At 71.3% G+C, this 24,219-nt stretch carries 23 protein-coding genes; 9 read left to right on the top strand and 14 right to left on the bottom strand.

The features are described 5' to 3' along the window. The first annotated feature begins 2 nt into the window (after positions 1-2). Positions 3-1,994 carry a hypothetical protein gene (locus ORV05_RS12180; protein ID WP_268758581.1) on the top strand — a complete coding sequence of 664 codons (1,992 nt, stop codon included), beginning with the start codon at positions 3-5 and terminating at the stop codon, positions 1,992-1,994. Between the two features lie 33 nt (positions 1,995-2,027). Further along, the gene (locus ORV05_RS12175; protein ID WP_268758580.1) at positions 2,028-2,891 is read left to right on the top strand and encodes an SAM-dependent methyltransferase; all 864 of its coding nucleotides are present in this window, start codon (positions 2,028-2,030) and stop codon (positions 2,889-2,891) included. Positions 2,892-2,977: 86 nt separating this feature from the next. Here the strand turns inward: ORV05_RS12175 and ORV05_RS12170 are convergent, their stop codons facing one another. After that, the gene (locus ORV05_RS12170; RefSeq protein ID WP_268758579.1) at positions 2,978-3,916 is read right to left on the bottom strand and encodes a patatin-like phospholipase family protein; all 939 of its coding nucleotides are present in this window, start codon (positions 3,914-3,916) and stop codon (positions 2,978-2,980) included. A 188-nt stretch (positions 3,917-4,104) separates the two neighbouring features. Between ORV05_RS12170 and ORV05_RS12165 the strand changes: the two genes are divergently transcribed. Beyond that, positions 4,105-7,290, top strand: a complete 3,186-nt coding sequence (locus ORV05_RS12165; protein ID WP_268758578.1) for a bifunctional cytochrome P450/NADPH--P450 reductase — start codon at positions 4,105-4,107, stop codon at positions 7,288-7,290. Positions 7,291-7,321: 31 nt separating this feature from the next. Here ORV05_RS12165 and ORV05_RS12160 read toward each other — a convergent pair whose 3' ends face one another. From ORV05_RS12160 to ORV05_RS12130, 7 genes are all read right to left on the bottom strand, one after another. Further along, a complete protein-coding gene (locus tag ORV05_RS12160) occupies positions 7,322-8,014 on the bottom strand; it encodes a class E sortase (protein WP_268758577.1) in 693 nt (230 codons plus the stop codon). Continuing rightward, positions 8,011-9,705: a glycan biosynthesis hexose transferase WsfD gene (wsfD, locus tag ORV05_RS12155; RefSeq protein WP_268758576.1), complete on the bottom strand. Its 1,695-nt coding sequence runs from the start codon at positions 9,703-9,705 to the stop codon at positions 8,011-8,013. Before wsfD ends, ORV05_RS12160 begins: the two co-directional genes overlap by 4 nt. Continuing rightward, a complete protein-coding gene (locus tag ORV05_RS12150; protein WP_268758575.1) occupies positions 9,702-10,586 on the bottom strand; it encodes a septum formation family protein in 885 nt (294 codons plus the stop codon). Before ORV05_RS12150 ends, wsfD begins: the two co-directional genes overlap by 4 nt. 11 nt (positions 10,587-10,597) lie before the next feature. Next, positions 10,598-11,968, bottom strand: coding sequence for a glycosyltransferase family 2 protein (locus tag ORV05_RS12145; protein ID WP_268758574.1), 1,371 nt, complete (start codon positions 11,966-11,968; stop codon positions 10,598-10,600). Continuing rightward, positions 11,965-12,573: an exosortase/archaeosortase family protein gene (locus tag ORV05_RS12140; RefSeq protein ID WP_268758573.1), complete on the bottom strand. Its 609-nt coding sequence runs from the start codon at positions 12,571-12,573 to the stop codon at positions 11,965-11,967. The genes ORV05_RS12145 and ORV05_RS12140 overlap by 4 nt, the downstream gene beginning before the upstream one ends. After that, a complete protein-coding gene (locus ORV05_RS12135) occupies positions 12,570-12,785 on the bottom strand; it encodes a hypothetical protein (RefSeq protein WP_268758572.1) in 216 nt (71 codons plus the stop codon). The genes ORV05_RS12140 and ORV05_RS12135 overlap by 4 nt, the downstream gene beginning before the upstream one ends. A 242-nt stretch (positions 12,786-13,027) precedes the next feature. Continuing rightward, the gene (locus ORV05_RS12130) at positions 13,028-13,852 is read right to left on the bottom strand and encodes an NAD(P)H-binding protein (RefSeq protein ID WP_268758571.1); all 825 of its coding nucleotides are present in this window, start codon (positions 13,850-13,852) and stop codon (positions 13,028-13,030) included. 81 nt (positions 13,853-13,933) lie between these two features. On the opposite strand from ORV05_RS12130, the gene ORV05_RS12125 reads away from it, so the two are divergent. The 4 genes from ORV05_RS12125 (at position 13,934) to ORV05_RS12110 (ending at position 17,512) form a co-directional block, all read left to right on the top strand. Then, the gene (locus ORV05_RS12125; protein ID WP_268758570.1) at positions 13,934-14,875 is read left to right on the top strand and encodes an AraC family transcriptional regulator; all 942 of its coding nucleotides are present in this window, start codon (positions 13,934-13,936) and stop codon (positions 14,873-14,875) included. A gap of 25 nt (positions 14,876-14,900) precedes the next feature. Beyond that, on the top strand, positions 14,901-15,500 hold the full coding sequence (locus ORV05_RS12120) for an MBL fold metallo-hydrolase (RefSeq protein WP_268758569.1): 600 nt from the start codon (positions 14,901-14,903) through the stop codon (positions 15,498-15,500). A gap of 129 nt (positions 15,501-15,629) precedes the next feature. Further along, on the top strand, positions 15,630-16,055 hold the full coding sequence (locus ORV05_RS12115) for an archease (RefSeq protein WP_268758568.1): 426 nt from the start codon (positions 15,630-15,632) through the stop codon (positions 16,053-16,055). 11 nt (positions 16,056-16,066) lie between these two features. After that, positions 16,067-17,512 carry an RtcB family protein gene (locus ORV05_RS12110; RefSeq protein WP_326938137.1) on the top strand — a complete coding sequence of 482 codons (1,446 nt, stop codon included), beginning with the start codon at positions 16,067-16,069 and terminating at the stop codon, positions 17,510-17,512. A 24-nt stretch (positions 17,513-17,536) separates the two neighbouring features. Here ORV05_RS12110 and ORV05_RS12105 read toward each other — a convergent pair whose 3' ends face one another. The 3 genes from ORV05_RS12105 to ORV05_RS12095 all read right to left on the bottom strand — a co-directional run bounded on the left by ORV05_RS12105 (position 17,537) and on the right by ORV05_RS12095 (position 19,479). Further along, on the bottom strand, positions 17,537-17,938 hold the full coding sequence (locus tag ORV05_RS12105) for an Hsp20/alpha crystallin family protein (protein ID WP_268758567.1): 402 nt from the start codon (positions 17,936-17,938) through the stop codon (positions 17,537-17,539). 128 nt (positions 17,939-18,066) lie between these two features. Beyond that, positions 18,067-18,669 carry an ester cyclase gene (locus tag ORV05_RS12100; protein ID WP_268758566.1) on the bottom strand — a complete coding sequence of 201 codons (603 nt, stop codon included), beginning with the start codon at positions 18,667-18,669 and terminating at the stop codon, positions 18,067-18,069. Between the two features lie 27 nt (positions 18,670-18,696). Further along, positions 18,697-19,479, bottom strand: coding sequence for an SDR family NAD(P)-dependent oxidoreductase (locus ORV05_RS12095; RefSeq protein ID WP_268758565.1), 783 nt, complete (start codon positions 19,477-19,479; stop codon positions 18,697-18,699). A gap of 276 nt (positions 19,480-19,755) precedes the next feature. Between ORV05_RS12095 and argG the strand changes: the two genes are divergently transcribed. Together argG and lexA are read left to right on the top strand one after the other, a co-directional pair. Further along, complete coding sequence (gene argG / locus ORV05_RS12090; protein WP_268758564.1) at positions 19,756-21,198, top strand: argininosuccinate synthase; 1,443 nt, start codon at positions 19,756-19,758, stop codon at positions 21,196-21,198. 116 nt (positions 21,199-21,314) lie between these two features. Continuing rightward, positions 21,315-21,968 (top strand): transcriptional repressor LexA, encoded by a 654-nt coding sequence (lexA, locus tag ORV05_RS12085; RefSeq protein WP_268758563.1) that lies wholly within the window; start codon positions 21,315-21,317, stop codon positions 21,966-21,968. Positions 21,969-22,002: 34 nt separating this feature from the next. Here the strand turns inward: lexA and ORV05_RS12080 are convergent, their stop codons facing one another. From ORV05_RS12080 to ORV05_RS12070, 3 genes are read right to left on the bottom strand one after another with little or no spacing between them, the layout of a single operon-like run. Then, positions 22,003-22,815, bottom strand: coding sequence for a maleylpyruvate isomerase N-terminal domain-containing protein (locus ORV05_RS12080; RefSeq protein ID WP_268758562.1), 813 nt, complete (start codon positions 22,813-22,815; stop codon positions 22,003-22,005). Next, complete coding sequence (locus ORV05_RS12075; protein ID WP_268758561.1) at positions 22,812-23,504, bottom strand: mycothiol-dependent nitroreductase Rv2466c family protein; 693 nt, start codon at positions 23,502-23,504, stop codon at positions 22,812-22,814. Before ORV05_RS12075 ends, ORV05_RS12080 begins: the two co-directional genes overlap by 4 nt. Further along, positions 23,501-24,088 (bottom strand): TetR/AcrR family transcriptional regulator, encoded by a 588-nt coding sequence (locus ORV05_RS12070; protein ID WP_268758560.1) that lies wholly within the window; start codon positions 24,086-24,088, stop codon positions 23,501-23,503. The genes ORV05_RS12075 and ORV05_RS12070 overlap by 4 nt, the downstream gene beginning before the upstream one ends. Positions 24,089-24,219 lie beyond the last annotated feature (131 nt).

Here is a 24,219-nt window from a genome sequence, read left to right as displayed (position 1 = left end):
GCATGCGGCCCCGCCTGCTCATCAGGGCCCTGACCGCGCTCGGCCTCGCCGCCGCCCTGCTCACATCGGTGGTCCCCGCGCCACCGGCGATCGCCGCGGATCGCCTGCCGGGGGGCGGCTGCGATCCGATCGTGCCCACCGAATGCCTGCTGCCGTTCCCCGACGACTGGTACACCCGCGCCGATCCGGCCAGCCCCACCGGCCGCCGGGTCGCCTTCACCCCCGGCACGCTACCGGCGGCCTTCCCGGGGCGGCCGATCGATCCGGCGGCCTGGAACCGGGCCACCGGCTTCTCGCCCGGCTCCACCCTCCTCGTCCAGGCGCCGGGACTCGATCTCGCTGTCACCGGCACGGCACCGATCACCGACATCGGCCGTTCACTGCGGCCGGACGCGCCCATCGTGCTCCTCGACGCGGAGACCGGCGTGCGGTGGCCGTACTGGGCCGAGCTGGACGCGAACGCGACCAGCGCCGGGCGGCAGGCCCTGCTGATCCATCCCGCCCGCAACTTCCTCGACGGCCACCGCTACCTCGTCGCGCTGCGCGGCTTCAAGGACGCCGCCGGCGTGCCGCTGACCGCGCCCGGCCCGTTCGCCAGGATCGCCGGGCCCGACCTGCCCGCCACCGATCCGCTGCGACCGAGGCAGCGGCAGCTGCGGCCGGTCCTGCACCAGCTGGCCCGCCACGGAATCGCTCCCGGAACCCTGTATCTGGCCTGGGATTTCACCGTGGCCGCCACCGCCGATCTGACCGGCGATCTGACCGCCATCCGCGACGACGCGTTCCGGCGGCTCGGCGACCGCTCCCCCGGCTACGTGATCACCAAGGTCACCGACCACACCGAAGCGGAGGACGCGCGGATCGCAAGGGAGGTGGAGGGCGTGCTCACCGTGCCGAGCTACCTGAACCTGCCGGGCGGACCGCCGGGCTCCACCTTCTTCCGCGGGCCGGACGGGCGGCCGCGGCGGCTGCCGCTCAACACGCAGGCGGCGGGTTTCCGGTGCGAGATCCCGCGCGGCGCGTTCACCACGCCGTCCACTCCCGCGCTGTACGGGCACGGGCTGCTCGGCAGCCGCGACGAGGTCGCGGCGGGCAACGTCAAGGCCATGGCCGCCGAGCACGACTTCACCTTCTGCGCCACGGACTGGATCGGGATGGCCTCCGGCGACATCCCGGTGGTGATCGGCGCCCTGCTGGATCCGAACCTCTTCCCCGCGATCCCGGAACGCAGCCAGCAGGGCATGCTCGACGCCCTCTTCCTCGGCCGGGCGCTGGTGCACCCCGGCGGCTTCACCGCCGACAAGGCGTTCCGCACCGCGGACGGCAGGCCACTGGTCGACAACGCGCACGGGCTGGGCTATGACGGCAACAGCCAGGGCGGCATCCTCGGCGGCGCGCTTGTCGCCGTCTCCCCCGACATCCGCCGGGGCGTGCTCGGCGTCACCGGGATGAACTACGGCCTGCTGCTCGACCGCAGCGCCGACTTCGCCCGGTTCCAAGGGGTGCTCGATCTGTCCTATCCGGACAAGCTGAACCAGCAGATCGTCCTCGGGCTCTTCCAGATGCTGTGGGACCACGGCGAAACCGACGGCTATGCCGGCCGGCTGACCGACGGGCACCAGGTGCTGATGCACATCGCCTACGGCGATCACCAGGTGGCCAACATCGCCGCCGAGGTCGAGGCCCGCACCATCGGCGCCCGCCTCGTCACGCCCGCGCTCGCGCCAGGCCGCAGTCCCGACCGGATCCCGTACTGGGACATCCCGTCCACCGGGCCGCTGCCCTATCACGGCTCGGCGATGGTGGTGTGGGACAGCGGAACCCCGTCCCCGCCGCTCACGAACACCGCGCCCACGGAAGGAAAATACGGCCGGGACCCGCACGGCGATCCCCGGAACATGGCCACCGCCCGGCGGCAGAAAGCGGTTTTCCTGCGCACCGGAGAGGTCGTCGACGTGTGCGGCGGCGCGCCCTGTCAAGCGGATCCGGGCTGACGGCCACCGATCGGACTCGTGGTAAAAAGAAACGTGAGTCAAGGTGAAGAGCTCGCGCCACCGGCGCCGGCGCGGGTGGACGTCGACCGGCCGTCCGCCGCGCGGATGTACGACTGGTATCTCGGCGGCACCCACAACTACGCGGTGGACCGCGAATTCGGCAAACAGGTCGAAGGCCTCTTCCCGTTGATCAAGCCGCTGGCCCGGTCCAACCGGGCCTGGATGAACCGGGTCGTCCGCGCCGCCGTCGACGCCGGGATCCGGCAGTTCATCGACCTGGGTTCCGGGGTGCCCTCCGTCGGCAACGTGCATTCGGTCCTTCGGAATGCGCTTCCCGAAGACGAGCGGGGAACCGTCGTGTACGTCGACTACGAGGACGTCGCGGCCGCGCACGCGCGCATCACGCTGGAGCAGGACGGGGCGACCGGCTGGGCCGGGCTGGTGCAGCGCGATCTCCGCGACGTACCGGGGATCCTGACCGATCCCGAGGTCGAGCGGCTGATCGACCCCGGGCAGCCGGTGTGCCTGCTCCTCGTCGCCGTCCTCCACTTCATCGGCCCCGCCGACCGCCCCGCCGACCTGCTGGGCCACTACCGCGAGTGGCTGGCGCCCGGCAGCTGGCTGGCGCTGTCCCACATCGCCCACGACGACGCGCCGCCCGAGGCGGGCGACATGGTGGCCCGGTTCGTGTCGGCCTACAAGTCCACCTCCAATCCCGGGTGGCTGCGTTCCCACGACGAGATCGTCCCGTTCTTCGGCGACTGGCCGCTGCTGGAACCGGGCCTGGTGCACCTGCCCGACTGGCGCCCGGACGGCGCGACCACCATCGAGAAGGAAGACCAGGCCCGCCCCTTCGGCTGGTGCGGAGTCGCCGAAAAGCCTTCACCTAGGCCGTAAGAGGCCCCCTTTGCGGCCCCGTCACCCCCGCCAGAGGGACCGAGGCGAGCCGTGAAGGGTCCCTTCACGGCAGCCCTTGCCCGGGCTCACCAGGCAGCGAGCGCTTCGCGGGCCAGTTGCCGTCCGAGATCGACGAGCTCCGCGGCCTTGTGGAAGTCGATGGTGCGGCAGGCGTCCTTCGGCACGGTGATGAGAACGTCCGCCGGGTGCGCGGCGAGGCAGTGGCGGGTGAGCGCCGCCTGCGACGCGTCGAGCGCGAGGTTCAGCACCTCGATCATGCCGACCTGGGGCAGCGACCCCGCCTCCAGGTCCTCCTCGATCGCGGCGCCCGGACGCGACGAGGTGAAACGCCGGCCGAGCGCCGCGGCCAGATCCGGGCCGAGCACCTCGGAGGCGTTGGTGCGGAAGCGATCCCACCACTCGGCGGCGGGACGTCGCTCGGCGGTCTCGCTGGTGGGGGTCACGGCGGGCTGCCGGCTCCGTTGTCCCTGCAGGGAGACGGCGACCACGAAGTCCGCGTGCGCGGATGCCGTGGCCGCGACGGGCACCGGGTTCAGCACCCCGCCGTCGACGAGGAGGCGGCCGTTGACGATCGCCGGGGTGATGACCCCGGGTATCCCGATGGAGGCGCGGATCGCCCGGTCCAGCGGTCCTTCGTCGAGCCAGACCTCGCGGCTGGCGAGCAGGTCGACGGCGACGGCGGTGAACCGGACGGGGAGCTCCTCGATCCTGCGGCCGCCGACCATCTCCGCCATCCGCGCCAGGACGCGTTCGGCGCGGATCACGCCACTCGCGGTGAGCGAGGGATCGAGTTGCCGCAGAAGGTCGCGCCGGGAGAGGCCGAGGACCCAGTCGGTGTAGGCCGCCAGCTCGCCGGCGGCGTAGACGCCGCCTACGACGGCGCCCATCGAAGACCCCGCGACGCCGACGATCTCGTGGCCGCGTTCGACGAGCTCGTTGATGACCCCGATGTGCGCGTAGCCGCGAGCGCCCCCACTGCCCAGCGCAACGGCGACGCGTGCCATCCGACTCGCGCTCCTTCCCCGGCCGCCACTCGCCGACGACGGTAACAGCACCGGCCGCGCACGCCGCGTTCACCTCGGGGAGCTGACTCCTCGCCCGCCGGGTCCGCACGGCCTGCGACCCCGCGCGGGCGGAGCGACGATGGTGGGGCGAACCGGTGCGAAGCCAGACCGGACGAAAGGGAACGCCGGTGAGTCTCGTGGAAATCCCCCAGCCGCACCCGGCACCGCTGGTCGGCAACCTGCCCGCGATGGATCAGCGCGAGCCGGTGCAGGGCCTGATGAGGCTGGCGGGCGAGCTCGGCCCGATCTTCCGGCTCGACCTGCCGGGTGGCAAGCGCATGGTCGTGCTCAGCAGCCAGGCGCTCGTCCACGAGGTGTGCGACCAGGAGCGGTTCGAAAAGATGTTGCACCAGCCGTTGCGGCAGGTGCGGGAGTTCGCCGGAGACGGTCTGTTCACCGCCGAGACGCGGGAGCACAACTGGCAGATCGCCCACCGGATCCTCATGCCCGCCTTCGGCCCGGTCGCGCTGCGCGAGATGTTCGGCGGCATGGCCGACATCGCCGAACAACTGCTGCTCAAGTGGGAGCGGCTCGGGCCCGAGCACGTCATCGACGTCGCGGACAACACCACCCGGCTGACGCTGGACACGATCGCGCTCTGCGCGTTCAGCTACCGGTTCAACAGCTTCTACCGGGAGGAGATGCACCCGTTCGTCAGGGCGATGGTGCGCGCGCTGGTCGAATCCGGCTCACGGTCGCGCCGCCTGCCGCTGCAGAACCGGCTGATGCTGCTGTCCCGCCACCAGTTCGAGGAGGACAAGAACGTCCTCCACTCCCTCGCCGACCGGCTCGTCGCCGAGCGGCGGCGGCAACCGTCCCCGCCCGGCAGGCGCGACATCCTCGACACCATGATCGAGGCCGCCGACCCGCAGACCGGCGAACGCCTGTCCGACGAGAACGTCCGCTACCAGCTCGTCACCTTCCTCATCGCCGGGCACGAGACGACCAGCGGGTTGCTGACGTTCACCCTCTACGAGCTCCTGCGCCATCCCGAGGTGCTGGCCCGCGCGCGGGCACAGGTCGACGAGGTGCTGGGCGGGCGCCGCCCCGTCTTCGAGGACCTGGCCCGGCTCGGGTACCTCGACCAGATCCTGCGGGAGACGCTGCGGCTATGGCCGACCGCGCCGGCGTTCGCCGTGACGCCCCTGGACGACGAAACCACCCTCGGCGGGCGGTATCCGGTGCGGCGCGACGACATCCTGCTGGTGCTCACCCCCATGCTGCATCGCGATCCCGCCGTCTGGGAGGACCCCGAGCGGTTCGACCCCGGCCGGTTCGCCTTCGAGAAGGCGCAGGCCCTGCCCCCGGACGCGTGGAAGCCCTTCGGCAACGGGGTGCGGATGTGCATCGGCCGCGGCTTCGCCCTGCAGGAGGCGCAACTGTTCCTCGCGATGCTGCTGCAGCGGTTCGATCTCGAACCGGCCGATCCGGGCTACCGCCTGGTCATCCACGAGACGCTGACGATGAAACCCGAAGGGTTCACGATGCGGCTGCGCCGCCGCCCGGTCGCCCTGGTGGAGACCGCGGCCCGGGAAACCGCCCCGGCCGGCCGGGGCGAAGAGGGCGAGCAGGCCGAACCGGCCGCGGCCGGCAACGGCGTCCCCATCCAGGTGCTCTACGGGTCCAACGCGGGCACCTCCGAGGCGTTCGCCCAGCGGATCGCCAACGACGCCCGCCGCCGCGGCTACTCCCCGTCGCTCGCCCCGCTGGATTCCTCGGCCGGTCACCTGCCCGCCGAAGGCGTCGTCGTCATTGTCACCGCCTCCTATGAGGGCAAGCCACCGGACAACGCACGGCGCTTCACGTCCTGGCTGGACACCCTCGACGAGGGCAGTCTCGACGGCGTCCGCTACGCCGTGTTCGGCTGCGGCAACACGGACTGGGCCCGGACCTACCAGGCGGTGCCCACGCTGATCGACACCCGGCTGGCCGAGGCCGGGGCCGAGCGGATCCTCGACCGCGGCGCCGCCAACGCGCGCGGCGACTTCTTCGGCGATTTCGACGGCTGGTACGACCGGTTCTGGCCCGCGGTCGCCGCGGCGCTCGGCCAGCGCACCGCCGAACCGGCCCCCACCGCCGAACTCGAAGTCACGTTCGTCGGTCCCACGCGCGACCCGCTGCTGCGGGCCAACGATCTCGCGCTCGGCACGGTCGTCGTCAACCGGGAACTGACCAGCCCGGGCCTGCCGCCCGATCGCCGGAAACGGCATCTGGAGATCGCGCTCCCCGAAGGCGTGACCTACCGCGCCGGGGACTACCTCGCCGTCCTCCCACTCAACCCCCCGGCGGCGGTGGACCGGGCACTGAGCCGGTTCGACCTCGACTACGACGCCCAGCTCGTCCTCCGGTTCGGCGGAGCCGGGGCCACGTTCCTGCCGGTCGGGAAGGCGATCACCGCGGGAGAGCTGCTGTCCAGTTACGTCGAGCTCTCCGCGCCCGCCGGGCGCCGCCAGCTCGCCCAGCTCGCCGACAGCACGGCCTGCCCGCCCGAGCGCGACGCGCTCCGTGCCCTCGCCGCCGACGACACCTACCCACGCGAAGTCCTCGACCGGCGGGTCAGCGTGCTCGACCTGCTCACGCGCTTTCCGTCGGTACAGCTGCCGTTCGGGACGTACCTGCAGATGCTGCCGCCCCTGGCACCACGGCAGTACTCGATCTCGTCCTCGCCGCGGTGGAGCGAGGACCACGTCACGCTCACCATCGCGGTGCTGTCCGCGCCCGCCCTGTCCGGCAACGGAACCTACGAGGGTGTGGCGTCGACCTACCTCGCGAGCGCCCGGCCCGGCACCAGGGTTCCAGTGAGCGTCCGCCCGTCGCAGACCGCCTTCCACCCGCCGCCGTCCCTGGCCACCCCGATGATCATGGTCGCCGCCGGATCGGGGATCGCCCCGTTCCGCGGGTTCCTGCAGGACCGCGCGCTCCGCGCCACCGAAGAGGGCGTGGAGCCGGCGCCCGCCCTGCTGTTCTTCGGCTGTGACCATCCCGAGCGGGACCTGATCTACCGCGACGAGCTCAAGGGCTGGGAACGAGCCGGGGTCGTGTCAGTGCGCCCCGCCTTTTCCGGGAAGCCGGAGGACGGTGTGCGCTACGTCCAGGACCGGCTGTGGGCGGACCGGACCGACGTCGTCGGCCTCGTCCGGCAGGGTGCCGTGTTCTACGTCTGCGGCGACGGCCGCCGGATGGCGCCCGCGGTGTACGACACCTGCAAACGCATCTACCAGGAGGTGGCCGGGGCCTCGGCCGAAGAGGCCGAGGCCTGGATCGCCGACATGCAGCGCAACCGCGGCCGCTACGTCGCCGACATCTTCGCCTGACCCGGCCCGCGAGGCCTCGACCGTGAAGGGGTCAGCCGATCAGGGAACCGGCGGGCACCGTCCGCACCCCCGAGAGCTCGGCGTGCACGATGAGCCGCTGGTAACTGGCCCACTTGGGGTTGCAGGTGGTCAGCGTGAGGACCGGCTTCGTGGCCTCCGCCCCGGGATGATCCGGCACGGGCGCGATCACCCCGACGTCCCTCGGGGAAACGATCTCGCTGCCGGTGACCGTGTAGGTGTACACGGTCGTCCCGGACTGCACGAAAACGGCGTCACCGGGGGAAACCTGGTCCAGGTCCCAGAACACCCTGGGCGCGCGGTGCCCCGCCACCGCGAAATTGCCGTCCTGTCCCGGATAGGCCGTCCCCGGATAGTGACCGGGGCCGCGCCGCAGGTCGGCCAGAGTCACCCCCTCGACCACTACCCAGTGCAGTCCGAGCCGGGGAACGGACAGGCGCACCAAGGGTTTCCCGTTGGGCGGGGCCCCGGCGTCCGGCGCGGCACCGACGACCGGCGCGGGCAGGCCGGAGGGATCCGCCTCCCACTGCCGGGCCAGTTCCTGCTCCAGCGAATGCTGCGCCCCGTCGGTCCGCGCCGGAACGACGAACAGCTGGTAGGTGACGAACAGCAGCACGACGAAGCCGAGCGTGACGAACGTGCTGCCCGCGGCGCCGTACAGGCGGGGTTTCCAGCCCAGCCGGAGTCCATTGTGGCCAGTACTCACACCGCTTCCAGTTCCTTGGTTTCCCCGGCGGGCCGTTCGTGCCGCCCGGCCTTCGCCGCGCGCGGGCGCCTTCGCTGCCAGGGCCAGGGCAGCCCGGTGTTCGGCAGCTTCTGGCCGGGCAGGAACTGGTCGGGGCGGCCGATCATGTCGGTCGCCCCCACCGCCGCGACCAGCGTGGGCAGCAGCAGGTAGGTGCTGTAGACCACGAACACCGAATGCTTGACGATGTCGTTGAGCCCGTCGGAAAGCAGCACCGACGCCAGCTGCGCCATGGTGTTGAGGGAAAGCCCGGCGAGCAGCCAGCCGATCCCCCGTCCCGCGGCGCCGAGCCGCCGGTGGAAGGCCAGCCAGCCACCCAGCACCAGCGAACCCAGCCACAGCAACGGAAACACCACCCACCGCACGGGCCGGAGCAAGGTGAACAACGCCTCACCGGCGAAGACGCGGTTCTCATGGGAGTATGGCGGTTCGCCACTTTCGGGCAGGTAGTTGCCGAGGTAGTCCGGTCTGGCCTTGGTCAGCCCGTCCAGCCCCTGGTCCAGCACGGCGAAGATCCGCGAGGGATGGGTCGCGTAGAACTCGACGATCTTCGCCGTGTTCATCGTGTCGAGGAATTCGCGGTAGCCCGCGGGCACCTCGCCTGGGCCGGAGAGCGCCAGGATCGACCTTCCGTCGTAGCCGGCGAGCCTCTCGTCGACGCCGAGATCCCGCAGGTCCCGCTTCGGGTCGGGACCCAGTGGCAGGATCGTCTCGAAGACCTGGTGGAAGGCGTAGATTTCCCTGAGCCAGCGCGATTGCGCCCCGGCGAACTGGAAGCAGGCGAAGACGAGCAGTCCGCAGATCACCACCGCCGGCGTCCGGCGCAACCCGGCCGCCAGCACCTTGCGCACACCCCGGTGCCGCGTAGGTCCCTCGGACCGCTCCGGGCGCTTGAACAGGCGCGAGAGCAGCGGGAAGCGCACCGGCCGGATCAGCATGGCCGGAACCACCCCGGCGAACATCGTGATCGTCTGCGTCTTCGCGGTCACGGTCCACAGCACCGCGGCGGACACCAGCAGCAGATCCGGCACCGTCGCGTAGTTCCTGCGCAGCAGGCGCAGCAGCGCCGCGATGATGAACAGCATCCCGATGATCGCGGCCGGTTCGCTCAGCGGCGAGATGAAGTACGGGGCGATCGCGGAATCCGCGGTGAACAGCCCGATCAGCGACACGAACACCACGCGCGCCCAGATCGGCAGCGGGCACGCGGCGCAGATCAGGCCGATGGCCAGGCCGAAGAACACCGAGACGACGACACCCAGCATGCGCAGGTCCAGCGCGTGGCCGGACCCGGACAGCGGAGTGAGCAGCTTCGCCAGCCACAGGAAGTACCACTCGCTGCTGTAGTAGGCCTGCCCGGTGCCACCGGCGCTGCACGCCTCGCCGTAGAAGGTGTGGCTGTCGTAGAACGGGTTCAGGTACGCCCACACCTCGTGCCCGTTGGGCACCTGTGCCACCTGGAGCTGGCACATCAGACGGTGCCCGTCGAAGTTGTCCGCGAGCCCGATGGCACCGCCCACGAACAGGCGCGCGAGCATGATCCCGGTCCACAGCACACCCATCGCCGAGGAGACGACGGGGACGCGGCGCACCGGGTCGGCAAGCCATCCCCGGCCCCGCCGGACGGCCGCGGGAATTCCGGCCCCGATCACGAACCAGCCCCTCTTTCGTACCCTCGGACGCTCTTGTCCAAGGTCGCCTTCGGATCCGCGGGGGCCACCCAGCACCGCCCCACCCGGCTGTCCTGCCGGATCGACGGGTCCCCCGGCACCTCCACCACGACCTCCAGATCCGGCCGCGCCACCAGCGGCGCACCGAGGTAGGCCTCGACCTCCTTGCGGCACAGCTGCTGCGCCACCCCCACCATGAATTCACGGCCCTTGGCGATCTGATCCGTGCCGAACAGCAGCCACGGGTTGACCAGCTCGCGGTTGTGCGGCTGGTCGCACCGGACCTCCGTGCCGTCGAGGCGGCACAGGCGGTAGCGCGAGCCCTCCGCCGTCTTCATCGCGTCCTTGAACGGGAACGACACCGCGACCGGGTCGAGCCGGCCCTCCGGCACGGTCATCACGTCGCACCGCATCCGCCGTTCGCCGTCGCGCCACTCCTCCGCCGTGGGGAAGAACGCGATCGTGGTCAGTTCGCGGACGGCGTCCTTCTCGTCCGCGCCGAGGTAGCGGTTCAGCACGTCACCGCTGCACAACGGCGGCCCTTCCTTCTGCAGCAGGACCGGGCTGGGCCGTTCCTTCGCGGCCGCGATTTCGCCGTCCAGCCGCACCACCTGGTAGGTCTCCGTGGTGTGCTCGGTGTCGCAGCGGACCGTCGGCCTGGTGTCGGTCAGGAAGGCCCACGAGGTTTCCACCGGTTGTTCGAGGCGGTGGCAGGAGCCCACCTCCCATTTGGTGAGCAGCGGCCCTGGGCCGAGCCCCGGTGGGCTGTCGAGGAATCCGGCCGCGGCGAGCGCGACCCCGCCCAGCGTGACCACCACCAGCAGGCTTCCCCACGCGCCCCGGGCGAGTACGCGACGCAACACCCCACTCCCCTTCATTCCGCGACCGCTCCCGCCACCGAAGGCCGTGTTTCGGTCAGTTCACTGTTCCGCCGGGTCTTCTTCCAGCTCCCCCGTCCGGTCACGAAACGACCGAAAGCCCGCCACGCGATGACGTAGTTGAGGAGCGAATAGGCCGCCACCGCGAGTCCCAAGGAGACAGCCGAGCGGCGGCTGAGCCCGGGTTCGCACCGGGTCCGGTAGAACCAGCCCCAGATCGCGAACTCCCCCACGCCCAGCACGAGATAGGCGGCCATGAGCAGCAACCCGCCGTTGAGCAGGAACCCCTCCATGAAGTCCCGGTAGGCCGCGGCGTCGAACACGAACACCGCGAGGGGGATGGCGTACACGATCGAGCCGACGACCTGGACCCACGGGCGCAGCATGAAGTAGAGGATCTCCAGAAAGCCCGCCGTGGTGAAGCAGGGGGAACCCCAAACCCTTGGCAGGTAACGGAAACACTGCATCGACCCCTGTGCCCAGCGAGTGCGCTGCACCACCAGCGGGTTGAGGTTCCACAGCGCCTCCTGGTCCACCCAGGAGCAGCGGCTGTAGGCGGTCCGCCACCCGGCCAGCATCAGCCGCAGTCCCAGTTCGAAGTCTTCGAGCAGCGCGTTACCCCAGGGCTCCCCCGCCTCGCCCGCGATGCTGTCGAGCGCGGTCAGCCGGTTCATCTGGCCGTTGCCGCCCATGTTCACCGTGCCGGTCCGGCGGCGGATGATCTGCATCGCCGAGATCGGCCCCCGGAACTCGACGTCCTGCATGCGCGCGAGCATCGCGGCGAACCGGTTCGCCAGCGGTCCCTTGGCGGGCAGCGGCCGCTCGACATCCCGGTTGATCATGCGCACCTCGACCTGCACCGCCCCGACCGAGCCGTCGGCGAAGGCGTCCGGCCCGGCGCACAGTTCCAGCATGTTGGCCGAGGGCCTGCCGTCCGCGTCCACCACCACGACCACCGTCCTCGCGCGCGGTCCGCCCTCGCCGACGTACCGGCTGATCTCCCGGTACCCGGCGTTCAGCGCGGCCCCCTTGCCCTTGCGTGCCTCGGGCAGCCGCCGCGCGACCAGGTGCACGTGGGCGTTGCGCTCCGCGCGGTCCGCGGCGATCTCGCCGGTCCGGTCGGTGGACGCGTCGTCGATCACCCAGAGATGCGCTTGGGGAAACGTGCTTTCCAGGTATTCCAGCGTCGGTCCGATCACGGCCTGCTCGTCCCGGCACGGGATGAGGAAATGCCAGTCCAGCGAGTCCGGGTCGCCGGGGCGTTCCGGTTTCGCTTTGAGGAATCCGCGCACCAGGATCACCACGTACGCGAGGAAGACCAGACCGAGGAAGAACGACAGGCTGATGGAGACTTCGAGCAGGCTCACCTTTCCCCCTCCTTGCGATGGCGCCCCGCCTTCGACCCCGCCACGATCCTGAGGTAGAGCAGGATCGCGATACCGCCCGCGGTGAGCATCACCAGCGACCCGGCCAGGATGTGGGCCCAGTCGAGCCCGGTCCGGCCGAACCGGCTCGCCAGCACCATGATCAGCCCGAGCCGGATGTTGTTGGCGATCACGACGATGACGAAGGCGACCAGCGTCGCCAGCGGGATCCGGACGCGGGACCGGGTCGAGGACAGGAACAGCGCCCCGGAGATCAGGAAAAGCGGCGCCACGAGCAGGACGCTGCTGCAGGCCAGGGAAACCCTGATGGCCATGGCTCCGGGCGAAGCCGAGGTTTCGAACAGCAGCACCGGCTCGCCCGGCAGCGGCCAGGCGTGCTGTCCGACGACAGTGCGCACCAACTCACTCGCGAGCCAGGTTTCGGCCAGCCGGTAACTCCCCTGGAAGAACACCATCGCGACGGCGATGGCGCCGCACAACGCGGCCGGAAGCCACGCCGTCCACGACCTCGGCGCCCCGGACCCGCCGGATTTCAGCGACAGCCCGGGCAAGCGGCCGGGGAGGGAAGCGGCGCCATCGCTCGTCACTCGGCCGCTCCGGCGAACGGCCGTGGCATCGCCCCACCGAGCGCGGCGAGGTTGCGCGCGACGACGTTCTTCCGCACGAGGGTCATCCCCGCGAACAGGAGCATCGCCGCGAGGCCGATCATCAGGCCGAGCGCCGGGGACCCGGTGGCCGCGAGCGCGCCGATGCCTCCCGCCGTGCCACCGGTGTGGGGTTGGATTCCACCTGCGTACATCTGGATGGTGTCCTCTCGCTGTCGCAACTACGGACGGTTCGACGGAGAGGACTGCCGGACCCACCGGGGAATCACGCGAGACGACCGCAAGAGGCGGGAATCCTCCGCGCGGGGGAAGAGTCCGGTGCCCTTGGGGGCCACCTGCCCCGGCCGAGCGTGGAACTCATGCCCCCCGAGCGTGGCACACAAGCGCCGGAAGGTGGGACACAATCGCACGAGGGTGGGACTCGGGCGGAGCGGGGTCAGGACCAGTGGCCCGCGGCGGCGGCGTCGGCGACGAAGTCCTCCAACCGCCGGGCGGGCCTGCCGAGAGCCCGTTCCACGTCGCCGGAAGGCGCCGTGCCCCGCCCCTCGCGGATGTCCACGAGCAGCCCGGTGAGCAGCCGGGCGACGACGGACGGGACCCCGTTGGCGACCAGTCGCCCGACGTGGACCTCGGGGTCGGTGTCGGCGTACCGGACGGTGCGACCGGTGGCCCCGGCGATGAGGTCGGCCGCCTCGCCGAAGCTGATCGCCCGCGGCCCGGTCAGGTGGTAGATCCGGCCGCGGTGGCGGTCTTCCGTCAGCGCCGACGCGGCGACCTCGGCGATGTCTTCGGCGTCGATGAACGGTGTGCGCCCGTCACCGGTGGGCAGGGCCAGGGTGCCGCCGAGGATCCCCGCCCGCCAGGGGCCCTCGGTGAAGTTCTGTGCGAACCAGTCCGGGCGCAGGATGGTCCAGTCCATGCCGGAACCGCGCACGGCCTGTTCGGCGGCGTGGAGGGGGTGTCCCTCTTCGCCCGCGCGGGGAGCCGACAACAGCACCAGCCGCCGCACTCCGGCGGCGGCCGCCCGGCGCACGAAGGCGGGGACGCGGTCGTCCGAGCTCGCAAGCAGGTTGGGTTCCAGGACGTAGGCGGCGGTCACGCCCTCGAGTGCGGGTGCCCAGGTCGCCGGGGCGCCCAGGTCGAACGGGATGTCGCCGCCGTTGCGGGAGGCCGTCCGGACCGGAAGGCCGTCATCGGCCAGGCGCCGGGCGATCCGGCGGCCGGTCTTGCCGGTGCCGCCCAGAATGAGGATGGTGTTCATGCCCTTCAGACAACATCCCGGCGCCGAGACGATCCATGGGAAATTGTCCTGGAAAGCTTTGTGATCGTCTAGGGTGACGCCGTGGATGTGCTGAGCGATCTGCTGCGCCGGGCCCGCCCGAGGAACGTGCTGGTCCGGCAGCTGATCCAGCGGCCACCGTGGTCGCTGGCCTTCGCCGACGCTCCCCCGCTCACGATCGTGGCCACGCTCGGCGGCCGCGCCTCGGTCCGGCTCGGCGACGACTCCGCGGCGGTGCCGCTTTCCCCCGGCGACCTCGCCCTCATCACCGCGATCGGCTCGTACACCGTCGCCGACGATCCGGCGACCCCGCCCCAGGCCGTGATCCGCGGCGGCAGGAAGCACGTCGCGGCGGGAGCCGGGGAAGTCCCGGGAGTGCAGCGGAGCCTCGCCCCCCGCACCTACGGGGACGGCCTGCCCGGGGCCACGATCCTGCTCCGCGGCGCCTGCGAACTCCACGGCGACGTGGGCGCCCGCCTGCTGTCCCTGCTGCCGCCGCTGGCGGTCGTGCCCGCCGGGCCGCGGACCCGGGCGGCGCTGGAGCTGCTCGCCACCGAAGTCACCCGCGACGAACCCGGTCAGGACGCCGTACTGACCCGGATACTGGATCTCGTGCTCGTGCTGGCCTTGCGGGCCTGGTGCGCCCGGCCGGGGACGGCGCTTCCCGGCTGGTACCGGGCGCTGGCCGACCCCGCCATCGGCGAAGCACTCCGGCTACTGCACGCCGATCCCGCCCGCCGGTGGACCGTCGCCGCACTGGCCCGCGAGGCCGGGCTGTCCCGTGCCGCCTTCGCCGCGCGGTTCACCCGCCTGGTCGGCGAGCCGCCGCTGACCTACCTGACGGGCTGGCGGATGACCCTCGGGGCGGATCTGCTGCGGGACACCGAGACGTCCATCGCCACGGTGGCCCGCGAGGTGGGCTACGAGGATGCCTTCGCGTTCAGCGTCGCGTTCAAGCGCGCCCGGGGCGTGAGCCCGTCGGTCTGGCGCCGCGCGGCACGCTGATCCCCGAGGGGAAGGAGGGCGGTGGATGCCGCGACTGATCCTGCTGGGCGTGGGCGCCATGAATTCGCCGCGTTACCGGCCCACCGGACTGCTGGTGTGCTGGGCGGGCCATCGCGTGATGCTGGATGGAGGCGGGTCCGCCGATCCGGGCGAGCCGCTGGACGCGTGGTTCGTCAGCGACGAACGCGCCGAACTGATGCCGCGCATCCGGCGCCGGGCTCGTGAGCTGGGAGTGGGCGCGCTGACCGGTTCCCTTGCCGCGCAAGGTGTGCGCCTGCGACCGCTGCCGGTGCGGCACACCTCGCACCCGACGTTCGGGTACCTCCTCGAAACGGCGCACCGACGCGCCGCATGGGCGCCCGAGTTCCGGGTGTTTCCCGACTGGGCCGCCGGAGTGGACCTGATGTTCGCCGACGCCGCGGGCTGGCACCGGCCGATCCTCTTCGCCCACGGCGCCGGGGGGCATGCGTGCGTGACCGAAGTGGCCGCGGCGGCGCGGGCCGCCGGGGTGCGGCGGCTGGTCTTCGCGCACATCGGGCGGCCCAGCATCCGCGCCATCGACCGCGGCGAGCGCCCCGCCTTCGGCCGGTGGGGCCGCGAGGGCGCGGAGTTCCTGCTGACCTGACCGGCGGTCGGCGCCGGTCACCAGGCACGGGCGAGGGTGCCACGGGGGGACCTTCGCCTCTTCTGGGCACCCCCGCGCCGGAGGCATGCTGCGGGTTCTTGCTCTGCCCCAGACGTCCGGGGAGTGATCGTGACCGGATCAGGCGCGCGGGGTCATCGCACCGCCGCGCACACGGCGGACCTCCGGGTCGAGGCCTGGGGTCCGACCCGCGAGGACTGCATCGCCCAGGCCGTCGCCGGGATGGTCGAAAGCTTCGCCGGAGCCGGGCTGCCCGCGCCCGAGGCCACCGCCGAGTGCGAGGTGACCGGCGAGGAGGACACGGATCTGCTCGCGGCCGCCCTCGACGAGGTCATCTACCGGCTCGAGACCACCGGGGAAATCCCCGCCGCCACCGAGGTCTCCCCCCGCCCCGGCGGCCTGCGGCTGCGGTTCAGGACGGTCGACGCGGGCGCCCTTCCCGCCGTCGGCGCGATACCGAAGGCCGTGTCACTGCACGAACTCCGCTGCGAACGAGGCCCGGATCGCTGGTGGTGCTCGGCGACGATCGACGTGTAAGGAGAACAAAAGTGCGCACCGGCATCGAAGAACCGGCACTGGAGGTCGTCAAGGAAACGCCGTACCGCTTCCGGATCGAACGCCGGGGCGCCATGCGGGTGCCCGGTATCGTGTTCGCTTCCCGTGCGCTGCTGCCGGACCCGGCCGCGGACCAGTCCCTGCGGCAGGTGGCCAATGTCGCGACGCTGCCCGGTATCGCCCGGGCCTCCTACGCCATGCCGGACGTGCACTGGGGCTACGGCTTCCCGATCGGCGGCGTGGCCGCCACCGACGTCGCGCTCGGCGGGGTGGTCTCCCCGGGCGGGGTCGGCTTCGACATCTCCTGCGGGGTCCGCCTGCTGGCCGCCGATCTCGACCGGGACGGCCTCCGTAACCGGCTCGGCGGGCTCATGGACATCCTCGGCCACGCGATTCCCCGCGGTCTCTACCGCGGGGCGGTCTGGCGGCTGCCCACCCGGGAACGGCTCCACGACGTCCTCACCGGGGGCGCGCAGTACGCCGTGGAGGCCGGCCACGGCGTACCCCGGGACCTCCTCCGGTGCGAGGACGGCGGCATGGTCACCGGCGCCGAGCCCGCCCGCGTCAGCGCCAGGGCGCTCGAACGGGGGCTCGGCCAGGTCGGCAGCCTCGGCTCCGGGAACCACTTCCTCGAGGTTCAGGTGGTCGAGGAGATCTATGACGAACCGGCCGCGCAGGCGTTCGGGCTCCGGCGGGACCAGGTCTGCGTCATGATCCACTGCGGCTCGCGCGGGCTCGGCCACCAGGTGTGCACCGATCACGTCCGGCTGATGGAAGAAGCCATGCCCCGCTACGGGATCGCCGTCCCCGACCGGCAACTGGCCTGCGTGCCCGTCGAGTCGCCGGAGGGGCGGGCCTATCTCGGCGCCATGGCGGCGGCGACGAACTACGCCAGGGCCAACCGCCAGTTGCTCACCGAAGCCACCCGCCGGGCCTTCGAAAGCCACCTCGGCGCGGCCGTCGATCTGGTCTACGACGTCTCGCACAACCTGGCCACCCTCGAAATGCACGATCTCGACGGAGAACGCCGTCAGCTGTGCGTCCACCGCAAGGGAGCGACCAAGGCACTCCCGCCCGGGCATCCCGATCTCCCGCCCGGCCTCGCGGAGGCCGGGCAGCCGGTGCTCATCCCCGGCACGATGGGCACCGCCTCCTATGTGCTGGCCGGGGTGCCCGGCAATCCCGCCTTCCATTCCACCTGCCACGGGGCGGGGCGCACCCAGAGCCGTCACGCGGCGGCCCGCTCGATCCGGGGCAGGACGCTGCGCGACGACCTGGAAGCCCACGGGATCCTCGTCCGTGGCACCTCGTGGCAGGGGCTCGCCGAGGAAGCGCCCACCGCCTACAAGGACATCGACACCGTCGTCGAGGTGAGCACCGGCGCGGGCCTGTGCGGCAAGGTCGCCCGGCTGGTGCCCGTCGGCGTGGTCAAGGGATGAGTTCGCGGGCCGGGACCGGCCGGGTCACCCCTTGCCGACCTTGATTTCGACCGGCTTGCCCGGCTGTTCGATCGGCACGGTGACCTCGAGGATGCCGTCCACGTACCGCGCGCTGATCTTCGCCGTGTCCGCCCGTTCGGGCAGCGAGACGGAACGGCAGAACGTGCCGTAGCGGAACTCGCTGTGTTCGGGTCCCTCCGGATCCGCCTCGCGTTCGGCGGTGATGGTGAGCATGCCCGCCTCGGCGGTGACGTGGATGTGCTCGCCGGGATCGAATCCGGGCAGTTCCGCCCGGAGGACGTAGGCGTCCTTCGTGACGTTCTCCTCGAGCCGCATGGCGTTGCGCTCACCGAACAGCCAGGGGTTGTCCAGCCAGTCGATCAGCCCGGGGAACACCACCCGGCGACGCGGCAGTATCGAGGTCATCTCCCTGCTCCCTCCGTCGGGAATACCTGCGTTCCCAAGTAGACCCCGGGCATAGGGCGTCCCGATGCGGCCCGACGGCCCCCGGTCGGCGGGCCGATGGTCACTTCCTCGCCCGCCTTCCGTGCTGGTCAGCCCGCCACGCCGAGCTGCCCGAGCAGGGTCTGGTTGTCCTCGATGTGCCAGTCCTCGACGATCTTGGCGGTGCCGGCGTGCTGGATGTCGATGGCGTTGAACTCGACCGCCTGGCCGTGGCCCACGGCGCCGCCGAAGACGCCGGTGAAGTGACCGCGGAAGACGAGCCGTGCGGTGATCTTGTCCCCGGTGACGAGCAGGTCCGACAGTTCGCAGGTCAGGTCCGGGACGGCGGCGCGGAAGTTCTTCGAGGCGAAGACCGGCCCGGCCGGTCCCTGGGGCCGTCCGGCGGGGAGGGTGTTGTCGGTGAAGTCCGGGCCGATCGCGGCGTCGAGGTACTTCTGCTGTCCGGTGTTCCAGAACGTGTACAGCAGTTGCGCCAGCCGGACTTCCTGCGCGGCCCGCTTCTCACCGATCGACCGGTCGACGGTGAGGGCTTTGGGCTGCACCAGTTCCGGGGACCGGTCGACCAGCTGCCACGGACCCTCCGCCGGGGGCCGATGGCCGTCCGTGGCGGCGTAGGCGACGGTGCCCGCGACGACAGCGGCGAGCGCCAGCGCGGCGGTGACGGCGGCGCGGACGGGCTTGCGGATAGACATGGATGCTCCTTCGGGGGGGTGAGGGTGTCAGATCTGGCGGAGCGCGCCGCCGTCGACGGCCCATTCCGCGCCGGTGACCTGCCGGGCGAGCGGGGAAAGCAGGTAAGCGACCACGCGGGCGACGTCGTCCGGGGTACCGAGCCGGGCACTGGGCAGCCGCCGCACTTCGCGTACGAAGTGCTCGATCGCGGCCTCGGGCTCCAGTCCGAACCGTGCGGCGAGTTGGTCGGCGAATCCGCCGGGTGCGTCCCACAGACGCGTACGGGTCGGACCGGGAGCGACCACGGTGGACCGCACTCCCCGGGGGCCGAACTCACCGGCGAGCGTCTTCGACAGGGACAGCAAGGCGGTTTTGGCGGCGGCGTAGTCGATCAGGGGGACGTCGGGCAGCCGCGCGGCCTCGCTGGTCACGTGGACCACGGAACCGCCGCGCTCGAGCAGGGCGGGCAGCGCGGCACGGGTCATCCGCACGACCGAGTGGAAGTTGAGTTCGAAGGTGTCGTGCCACTGCTCGTCGCTCACGTCGAGGAAGCCGGCGCGGGCGGTGAGGCCGCCGACGTTGTTGACCAGGCCGTCGAGCCGCCCGTGCCGGTCCAGCACCTCGGCCACGACGCGGGCCGCCGCGCCGGGGTCGGTGACGTCGGCGGCCACCGCGCTCACCGTGCCGCCGAGGCGCTCGACACCGCCGGGCTCGCGTGCCACGCCGACGACGGCGGCGCCCTCGGCGGCCAGGACGCGGACGGTGGCCTCGCCTATGCCGGCGGAGGCACCGGTGACCAGGAAGACCCTTCCGGCCAGCTGAAGATCCATCGGGACTCGCTCCGTTCCAGGGGATGGGTTGATGCCGGCCACCCCGCTTCTCCCGGCGCGGCGGCCACCCCACGAGCCTCTCCGAGCAGCAATGATAAGTCCAAGTCCTGTTTTCTAACCCAGCGATAAACTCCGCTCATAGCGCTTGTGTCCCACCCTCGCTCTTGCCGGGCCCGTGGCGTTCTCTCCCGTGAGGGGTCCCCTCACGGCAGCATCCGACAGGTGATTCGGCCCCCGGTTGCATGATCATGCACTGCTGTGCATATACTTCTGCTCGTGTCCAAGGTGCTCACTTCTCTGCCTGTCGGTGAACGTGTCGGGATCGCCTTCTCCGGCGGCCTCGACACCTCGGTAGCGGTCGCGTGGATGCGCGAGAAGGGCGCCGTGCCGTGCGCCTACACCGCCGATATCGGGCAGTACGACGAGCCCGACATCGCGTCGGTGCCGGGACGTGCGACGAGCTACGGCGCGGAGGTGGCCCGTCTGGTCGACTGCCGCGAAGCGCTCGTCGAGGAGGGCCTGGCCGCCCTGGCGTGCGGGGCGTTCCACATCCGTTCCGGCGGCAAGGCCTACTTCAACACCACGCCGCTCGGCCGCGCCGTCACCGGCACCCTGCTGGTGCGCGCGATGCTGGAAGACGACGTGCAGATCTGGGGCGACGGCTCCACCTTCAAGGGCAACGACATCGAGCGGTTCTACCGGTACGGCCTGCTCGCCAACCCCGCCCTGCGGATCTACAAGCCGTGGCTCGACGCCGACTTCGTCAGCGAACTCGGCGGCCGCACGGAGATGTCCGAGTGGCTGCTCGCCCGTGACCTGCCCTACCGGGCCAGCACCGAGAAGGCCTACTCCACCGACGCCAACATCTGGGGCGCGACCCACGAGGCCAAGGCCCTCGAACACCTCGACGCCGGCATCGAACTGGTCGAGCCGATCATGGGCGTGCGGTTCTGGGACCCCGCCGTGGAGATCGCCACCGAAGACGTCACGGTCGGTTTCGAGCAGGGACGTCCGGTGACGATCAACGGCAAGGAGTTCGCCTCCGCCGTGGACCTCGTCCTGGAGGCCAACGCCGTCGGCGGCCGCCACGGGCTGGGCATGTCCGACCAGATCGAGAACCGGATCATCGAGGCCAAGAGCCGGGGCATCTACGAAGCGCCGGGAATGGCCCTGCTGCACATCGCCTACGAGCGGCTGGTCAACGCGATCCACAACGAGGACACCCTCGCCAGCTACCACAACGAGGGGCGCAAGCTGGGCAGGCTGATGTACGAAGGCCGCTGGCTCGACCCGCAGTCGTTGATGCTGCGCGAGTCGCTGCAGCGCTGGGTCGGCACCGCGGTGACCGGCGAGGTGACGCTGCGGCTGCGGCGCGGCGACGACTACTCCATCCTCGACACCACCGGACCTGCGTTCAGCTACCACCCGGACAAGCTCTCCATGGAGCGCACCGAGGACTCGGCGTTCGGGCCGGTCGACCGCATCGGTCAGCTGACCATGCGCAACCTCGACATCGCCGACTCCCGTGCCCGGCTGGAGCAGTACGCCCAGCTCGGCATGGTCGGCAGCACACAGCCCATGGTGGGCGCCGCGCAGGCGGCCTCGACCGGCCTGATCGGTGCGATGGCCGAGGGCGGCGCCGAGGCCATCGCCTCCCGCGGCGCGGTGTCGGACGAGGAGCTGCTCGACAGCGCCGCCATGGAATCCGGCACCGACTGATTCCCCTCTCGTCCTTCGAGGGCTGCGCAATGCCGTGAAGGGTCCCTTCACAGTCGTATCGACCATTAGGGACCCTTCACGGCAGCGGCGGCGCCGTCCGCCACTAGGATTCCGCGGTGACCACCTACGACGAGCTCGAACACCTGGACACCTCGACCCTGCCGCCGCGCCAGCAGCGCATCCTGGTCGCGATCCGGGACTGGGTGGTCCGGCACGGTTATTCGCCCAGCACGCGCCAGATCGGCGACGCCGTCGGCCTGCGGTCCTCCTCGGCGGTGTCGAAACACCTGGCGAGCCTGGAGGAAAAGGGCTTTCTCCGCCGGGGTACCGCGGTGTCCCGGCCGATCGACGTGCGCATGTTCCTGCACGAGCCCGCCGGGCGGGAACCCGGCGAGGATTCGGTGCCCGTGCCCGTGGTCGGCGACATCGCCGCCGGAACGCCCATTTCGGCCGAGGAGCACCTCGACGACGTGCTGACGCTGCCCCGCGAACTGACCGGGCGTGGCACGGTCTTCGGCCTGCGCGTGCGCGGGGACTCGATGATCGACGCAGCGATCTGCGACGGTGACCTCGTCGTGGTGCGCCAGCAGTCGGAGGCCCATTCGGGCCAGATCGTCGCCGCGATGATCGACGGGGAGGCCACGGTCAAGGTGTACCGCCGCCGCAACGGTCACGTCTACCTCGAGCCGCGCAACCCTCGTTACGAGGTCATCGACGGCGACGAGGCCGTCGTCCTGGGCACGGTCGTCTCGGTGCTGCGCAGCGTCTGAAACCCGCTGGCTGTCCTTGTCGGACAGTGCCGAGTCAGATGGTGAACGGCAGCGCGTGCACGACGCGGACGCCCAGGTCCTCCTCGCCGTCGATCTCGACGTCCGCCACGTGGTCGGCCGCCGCCACGCGCCCGCCCGCCAGCCGGCTGAACAGGTGCGAGTCCAGGCGCAGCCTCGTGGTCGCCGGGTGGGGCAGCGTCTCGACCAGCTTGGCCCGGCCGTCGACCACCACGTGCCAGGTTGCCCGCATCGGACCGGTCAGCTCGATGGTGACCGCCGCGCCTTCTGCGGCGGCGGCGCGTTTGCCGACGATGTAGCCGAGCGCGCCGGCCACTTCCGAGAGCGCCACCTCCGCGCACGGGCCGTCGCCATGCCCCGGCATCCCCACGGCGTCGCGGATGTCCTGCTCGTGCATCCAGCAGTCGAACACGCGGATCCGCAGGAACCGGCCGTAGGTGGCGGGTCCCGCGGGCGTCCACGAAGGCGCGTCGAACTCCTCTTGGGACAGGCGTTCCAAAGCCGCGCGGCGGCTCGCGGTGATCGAGCGGAACCGTTCGAGCACGGCCTCGGGCGTGTGGTCCCGCAGGCTCTGCACCCACAACTCGTTCGCCACACCGATGTCGTTGTGCACGTGGGAAAAACCCCGTACATCCACTTCGGACGCGGGCGCTGCCTCGCCGCCGAGGGTGCACTCGGTGCCGATCATGTGCGCCACCACGTCCTGCACCGACCATCCGGGCAACGCGGTCGGTGTGCGCCACTGCTGCGGACTCAGCGACGCGAGCAGTCCGTCGATCGCCGCCCATTCGGCGATCAGTGCGGGGATGACGACGTCCTTGTCGATCATGCGGTACCTCCGAAATCGATGACCTTGCCACGGTTGACGCTGACCCAGTCCCGGCCGCCGAGGTAGGGCGCCAGACGCTCGGCGATCAGCGCCTGGTCGGCCGGCGCCTTGGGCCGCTGGAGTTCGTAGACGTGCGGGAACTCGGCCATGCCGCCGACCACGTCCCACAGCCGCACGGCCTCCCGCCCGGCGGGCGGGTCCACCAGTACCGGGCCGAACAGGCACGCGCCGCCGGGGAAGAACAGGGTCGGCACCCCGAATCCGCCCGCGTCGACGACCCGCTGGTGATCGGCCCGCACCTCGTCGTGGGTGGTCTCGTCGGCGAGTGCCTCGTCGAGCAGTTCCGGTGCCACGCCGAGCGTGCCGAGCAGCCGCCGCGCAACCTCCGGGTCGTGCGGCTTGCCGCCGGACACGTGCAGTTCCCGCCCGACCGTCGCGTACCAGTCGTCGAGCAGGGCCATGTCCCGGCGGCGCAGCAGCGCACCGATCCGCATCAGCGACCACCCGTAGGACCATTCCCGTTCCCACGGGTGCTTCTTGCCCTCGAAGCGGTTGACCTCCTCGAGGCTGAAGAACCGCCAGTTGACGCGCAGCCCGGTCTCGGCGCGGACGTTCCGCATCCAGACCGAGGTCTGGTACGCGAAGGGGCACATCGGATCGAAGTGGAAGTCGACCTCGGTGAAGTTCATCCGTCCTCCCGGACACTGACGGCGAGCAGCGCCCGCAGCCCCTCGACGATCTCTTCGGCCGGGCGGCCCCCGACCTTCGCGAGCAGGATCAGGCCCTGCGCCTGCGCGAGAACCATGTGCGCGAGCCGGTCCGGCTCGATCCCGTCCCGGAGCAAACCGTGCTCCGCGGCGACCCGGCACGCGTGCGCCAGCTTCGCCTCCCAGCGGGAGAACACCCCGGCCACGTGCTCCCGCAGCGCGTCGTCCGTTGTGGACAGTTCGGCGGCGAGGTTGCCGAACGGGCAGCCGACGATCCGGCCGAACCTCTGTTCGAATCCCGTCTGGATCACCGCCACGGCTTCGGCCGCCGCGAACAGCCCCGCGGCGGGCCCGTCCTTCTCCGCCTCCGCGAGCCTGCGGTCCAGCTCGGCGGCGTGCAGGTCGATCACGGCCTTCGCCAGCTCGGCCTTGGACGGGAAGAAGTGGTAGAAGCTGCCCTTCCGCACCCCGGCGGCCGCACACAGGTCGGTGATCCCGGCCGCCTGGTAGCTCCGGGTCAGGAACAGCTTCGCTGCCGACCGGACGATCCGGTCACGGGTGTCCACGCCGCCGAAGCTACGGCAGAGTTGACCGGTCGGTCAAGAGGTACGGCGTGCGGAAGCGGAACCAGAACTCCGAGGGAACCGGAAGACCCGGTGGCGGGTCTCACCCGTGGTTGCCCCACCCGGGAGGAAAA

The organism is Amycolatopsis cynarae (genome assembly GCF_026802195.1).
Classification (GTDB): Bacteria; Actinomycetota; Actinomycetes; order Mycobacteriales; family Pseudonocardiaceae; genus Amycolatopsis_E; species Amycolatopsis_E rhizosphaerae.
Note: the sequence above shows the minus strand (reverse complement) of the source record. Positions and strands in the feature narration are given on the sequence as shown.

What these genes read in the sequence shown, in the direction of transcription:
- ORV05_RS12180 (WP_268758581.1), top strand. Translation starts at nt 3, where the DNA reads ATGCGGCCCCGCCTGCTCATCAGGGCCCTGACCGCGCTCGGCCTCGCC.
- ORV05_RS12170 (WP_268758579.1), bottom strand. Translation starts at nt 3,916, where the DNA reads ATGGCACGCGTCGCCGTTGCGCTGGGCAGTGGGGGCGCTCGCGGCTAC.
- ORV05_RS12135 (WP_268758572.1), bottom strand. Translation starts at nt 12,785, where the DNA reads ATGTACGCAGGTGGAATCCAACCCCACACCGGTGGCACGGCGGGAGGC.
- ORV05_RS12130 (WP_268758571.1), bottom strand. Translation starts at nt 13,852, where the DNA reads ATGAACACCATCCTCATTCTGGGCGGCACCGGCAAGACCGGCCGCCGG.
- ORV05_RS12120 (WP_268758569.1), top strand. Translation starts at nt 14,901, where the DNA reads ATGCCGCGACTGATCCTGCTGGGCGTGGGCGCCATGAATTCGCCGCGT.
- ORV05_RS12105 (WP_268758567.1), bottom strand. Translation starts at nt 17,938, where the DNA reads ATGACCTCGATACTGCCGCGTCGCCGGGTGGTGTTCCCCGGGCTGATC.
- ORV05_RS12100 (WP_268758566.1), bottom strand. Translation starts at nt 18,669, where the DNA reads ATGTCTATCCGCAAGCCCGTCCGCGCCGCCGTCACCGCCGCGCTGGCG.
- ORV05_RS12095 (WP_268758565.1), bottom strand. Translation starts at nt 19,479, where the DNA reads ATGGATCTTCAGCTGGCCGGAAGGGTCTTCCTGGTCACCGGTGCCTCC.
- ORV05_RS12080 (WP_268758562.1), bottom strand. Translation starts at nt 22,815, where the DNA reads ATGATCGACAAGGACGTCGTCATCCCCGCACTGATCGCCGAATGGGCG.
- ORV05_RS12075 (WP_268758561.1), bottom strand. Translation starts at nt 23,504, where the DNA reads ATGAACTTCACCGAGGTCGACTTCCACTTCGATCCGATGTGCCCCTTC.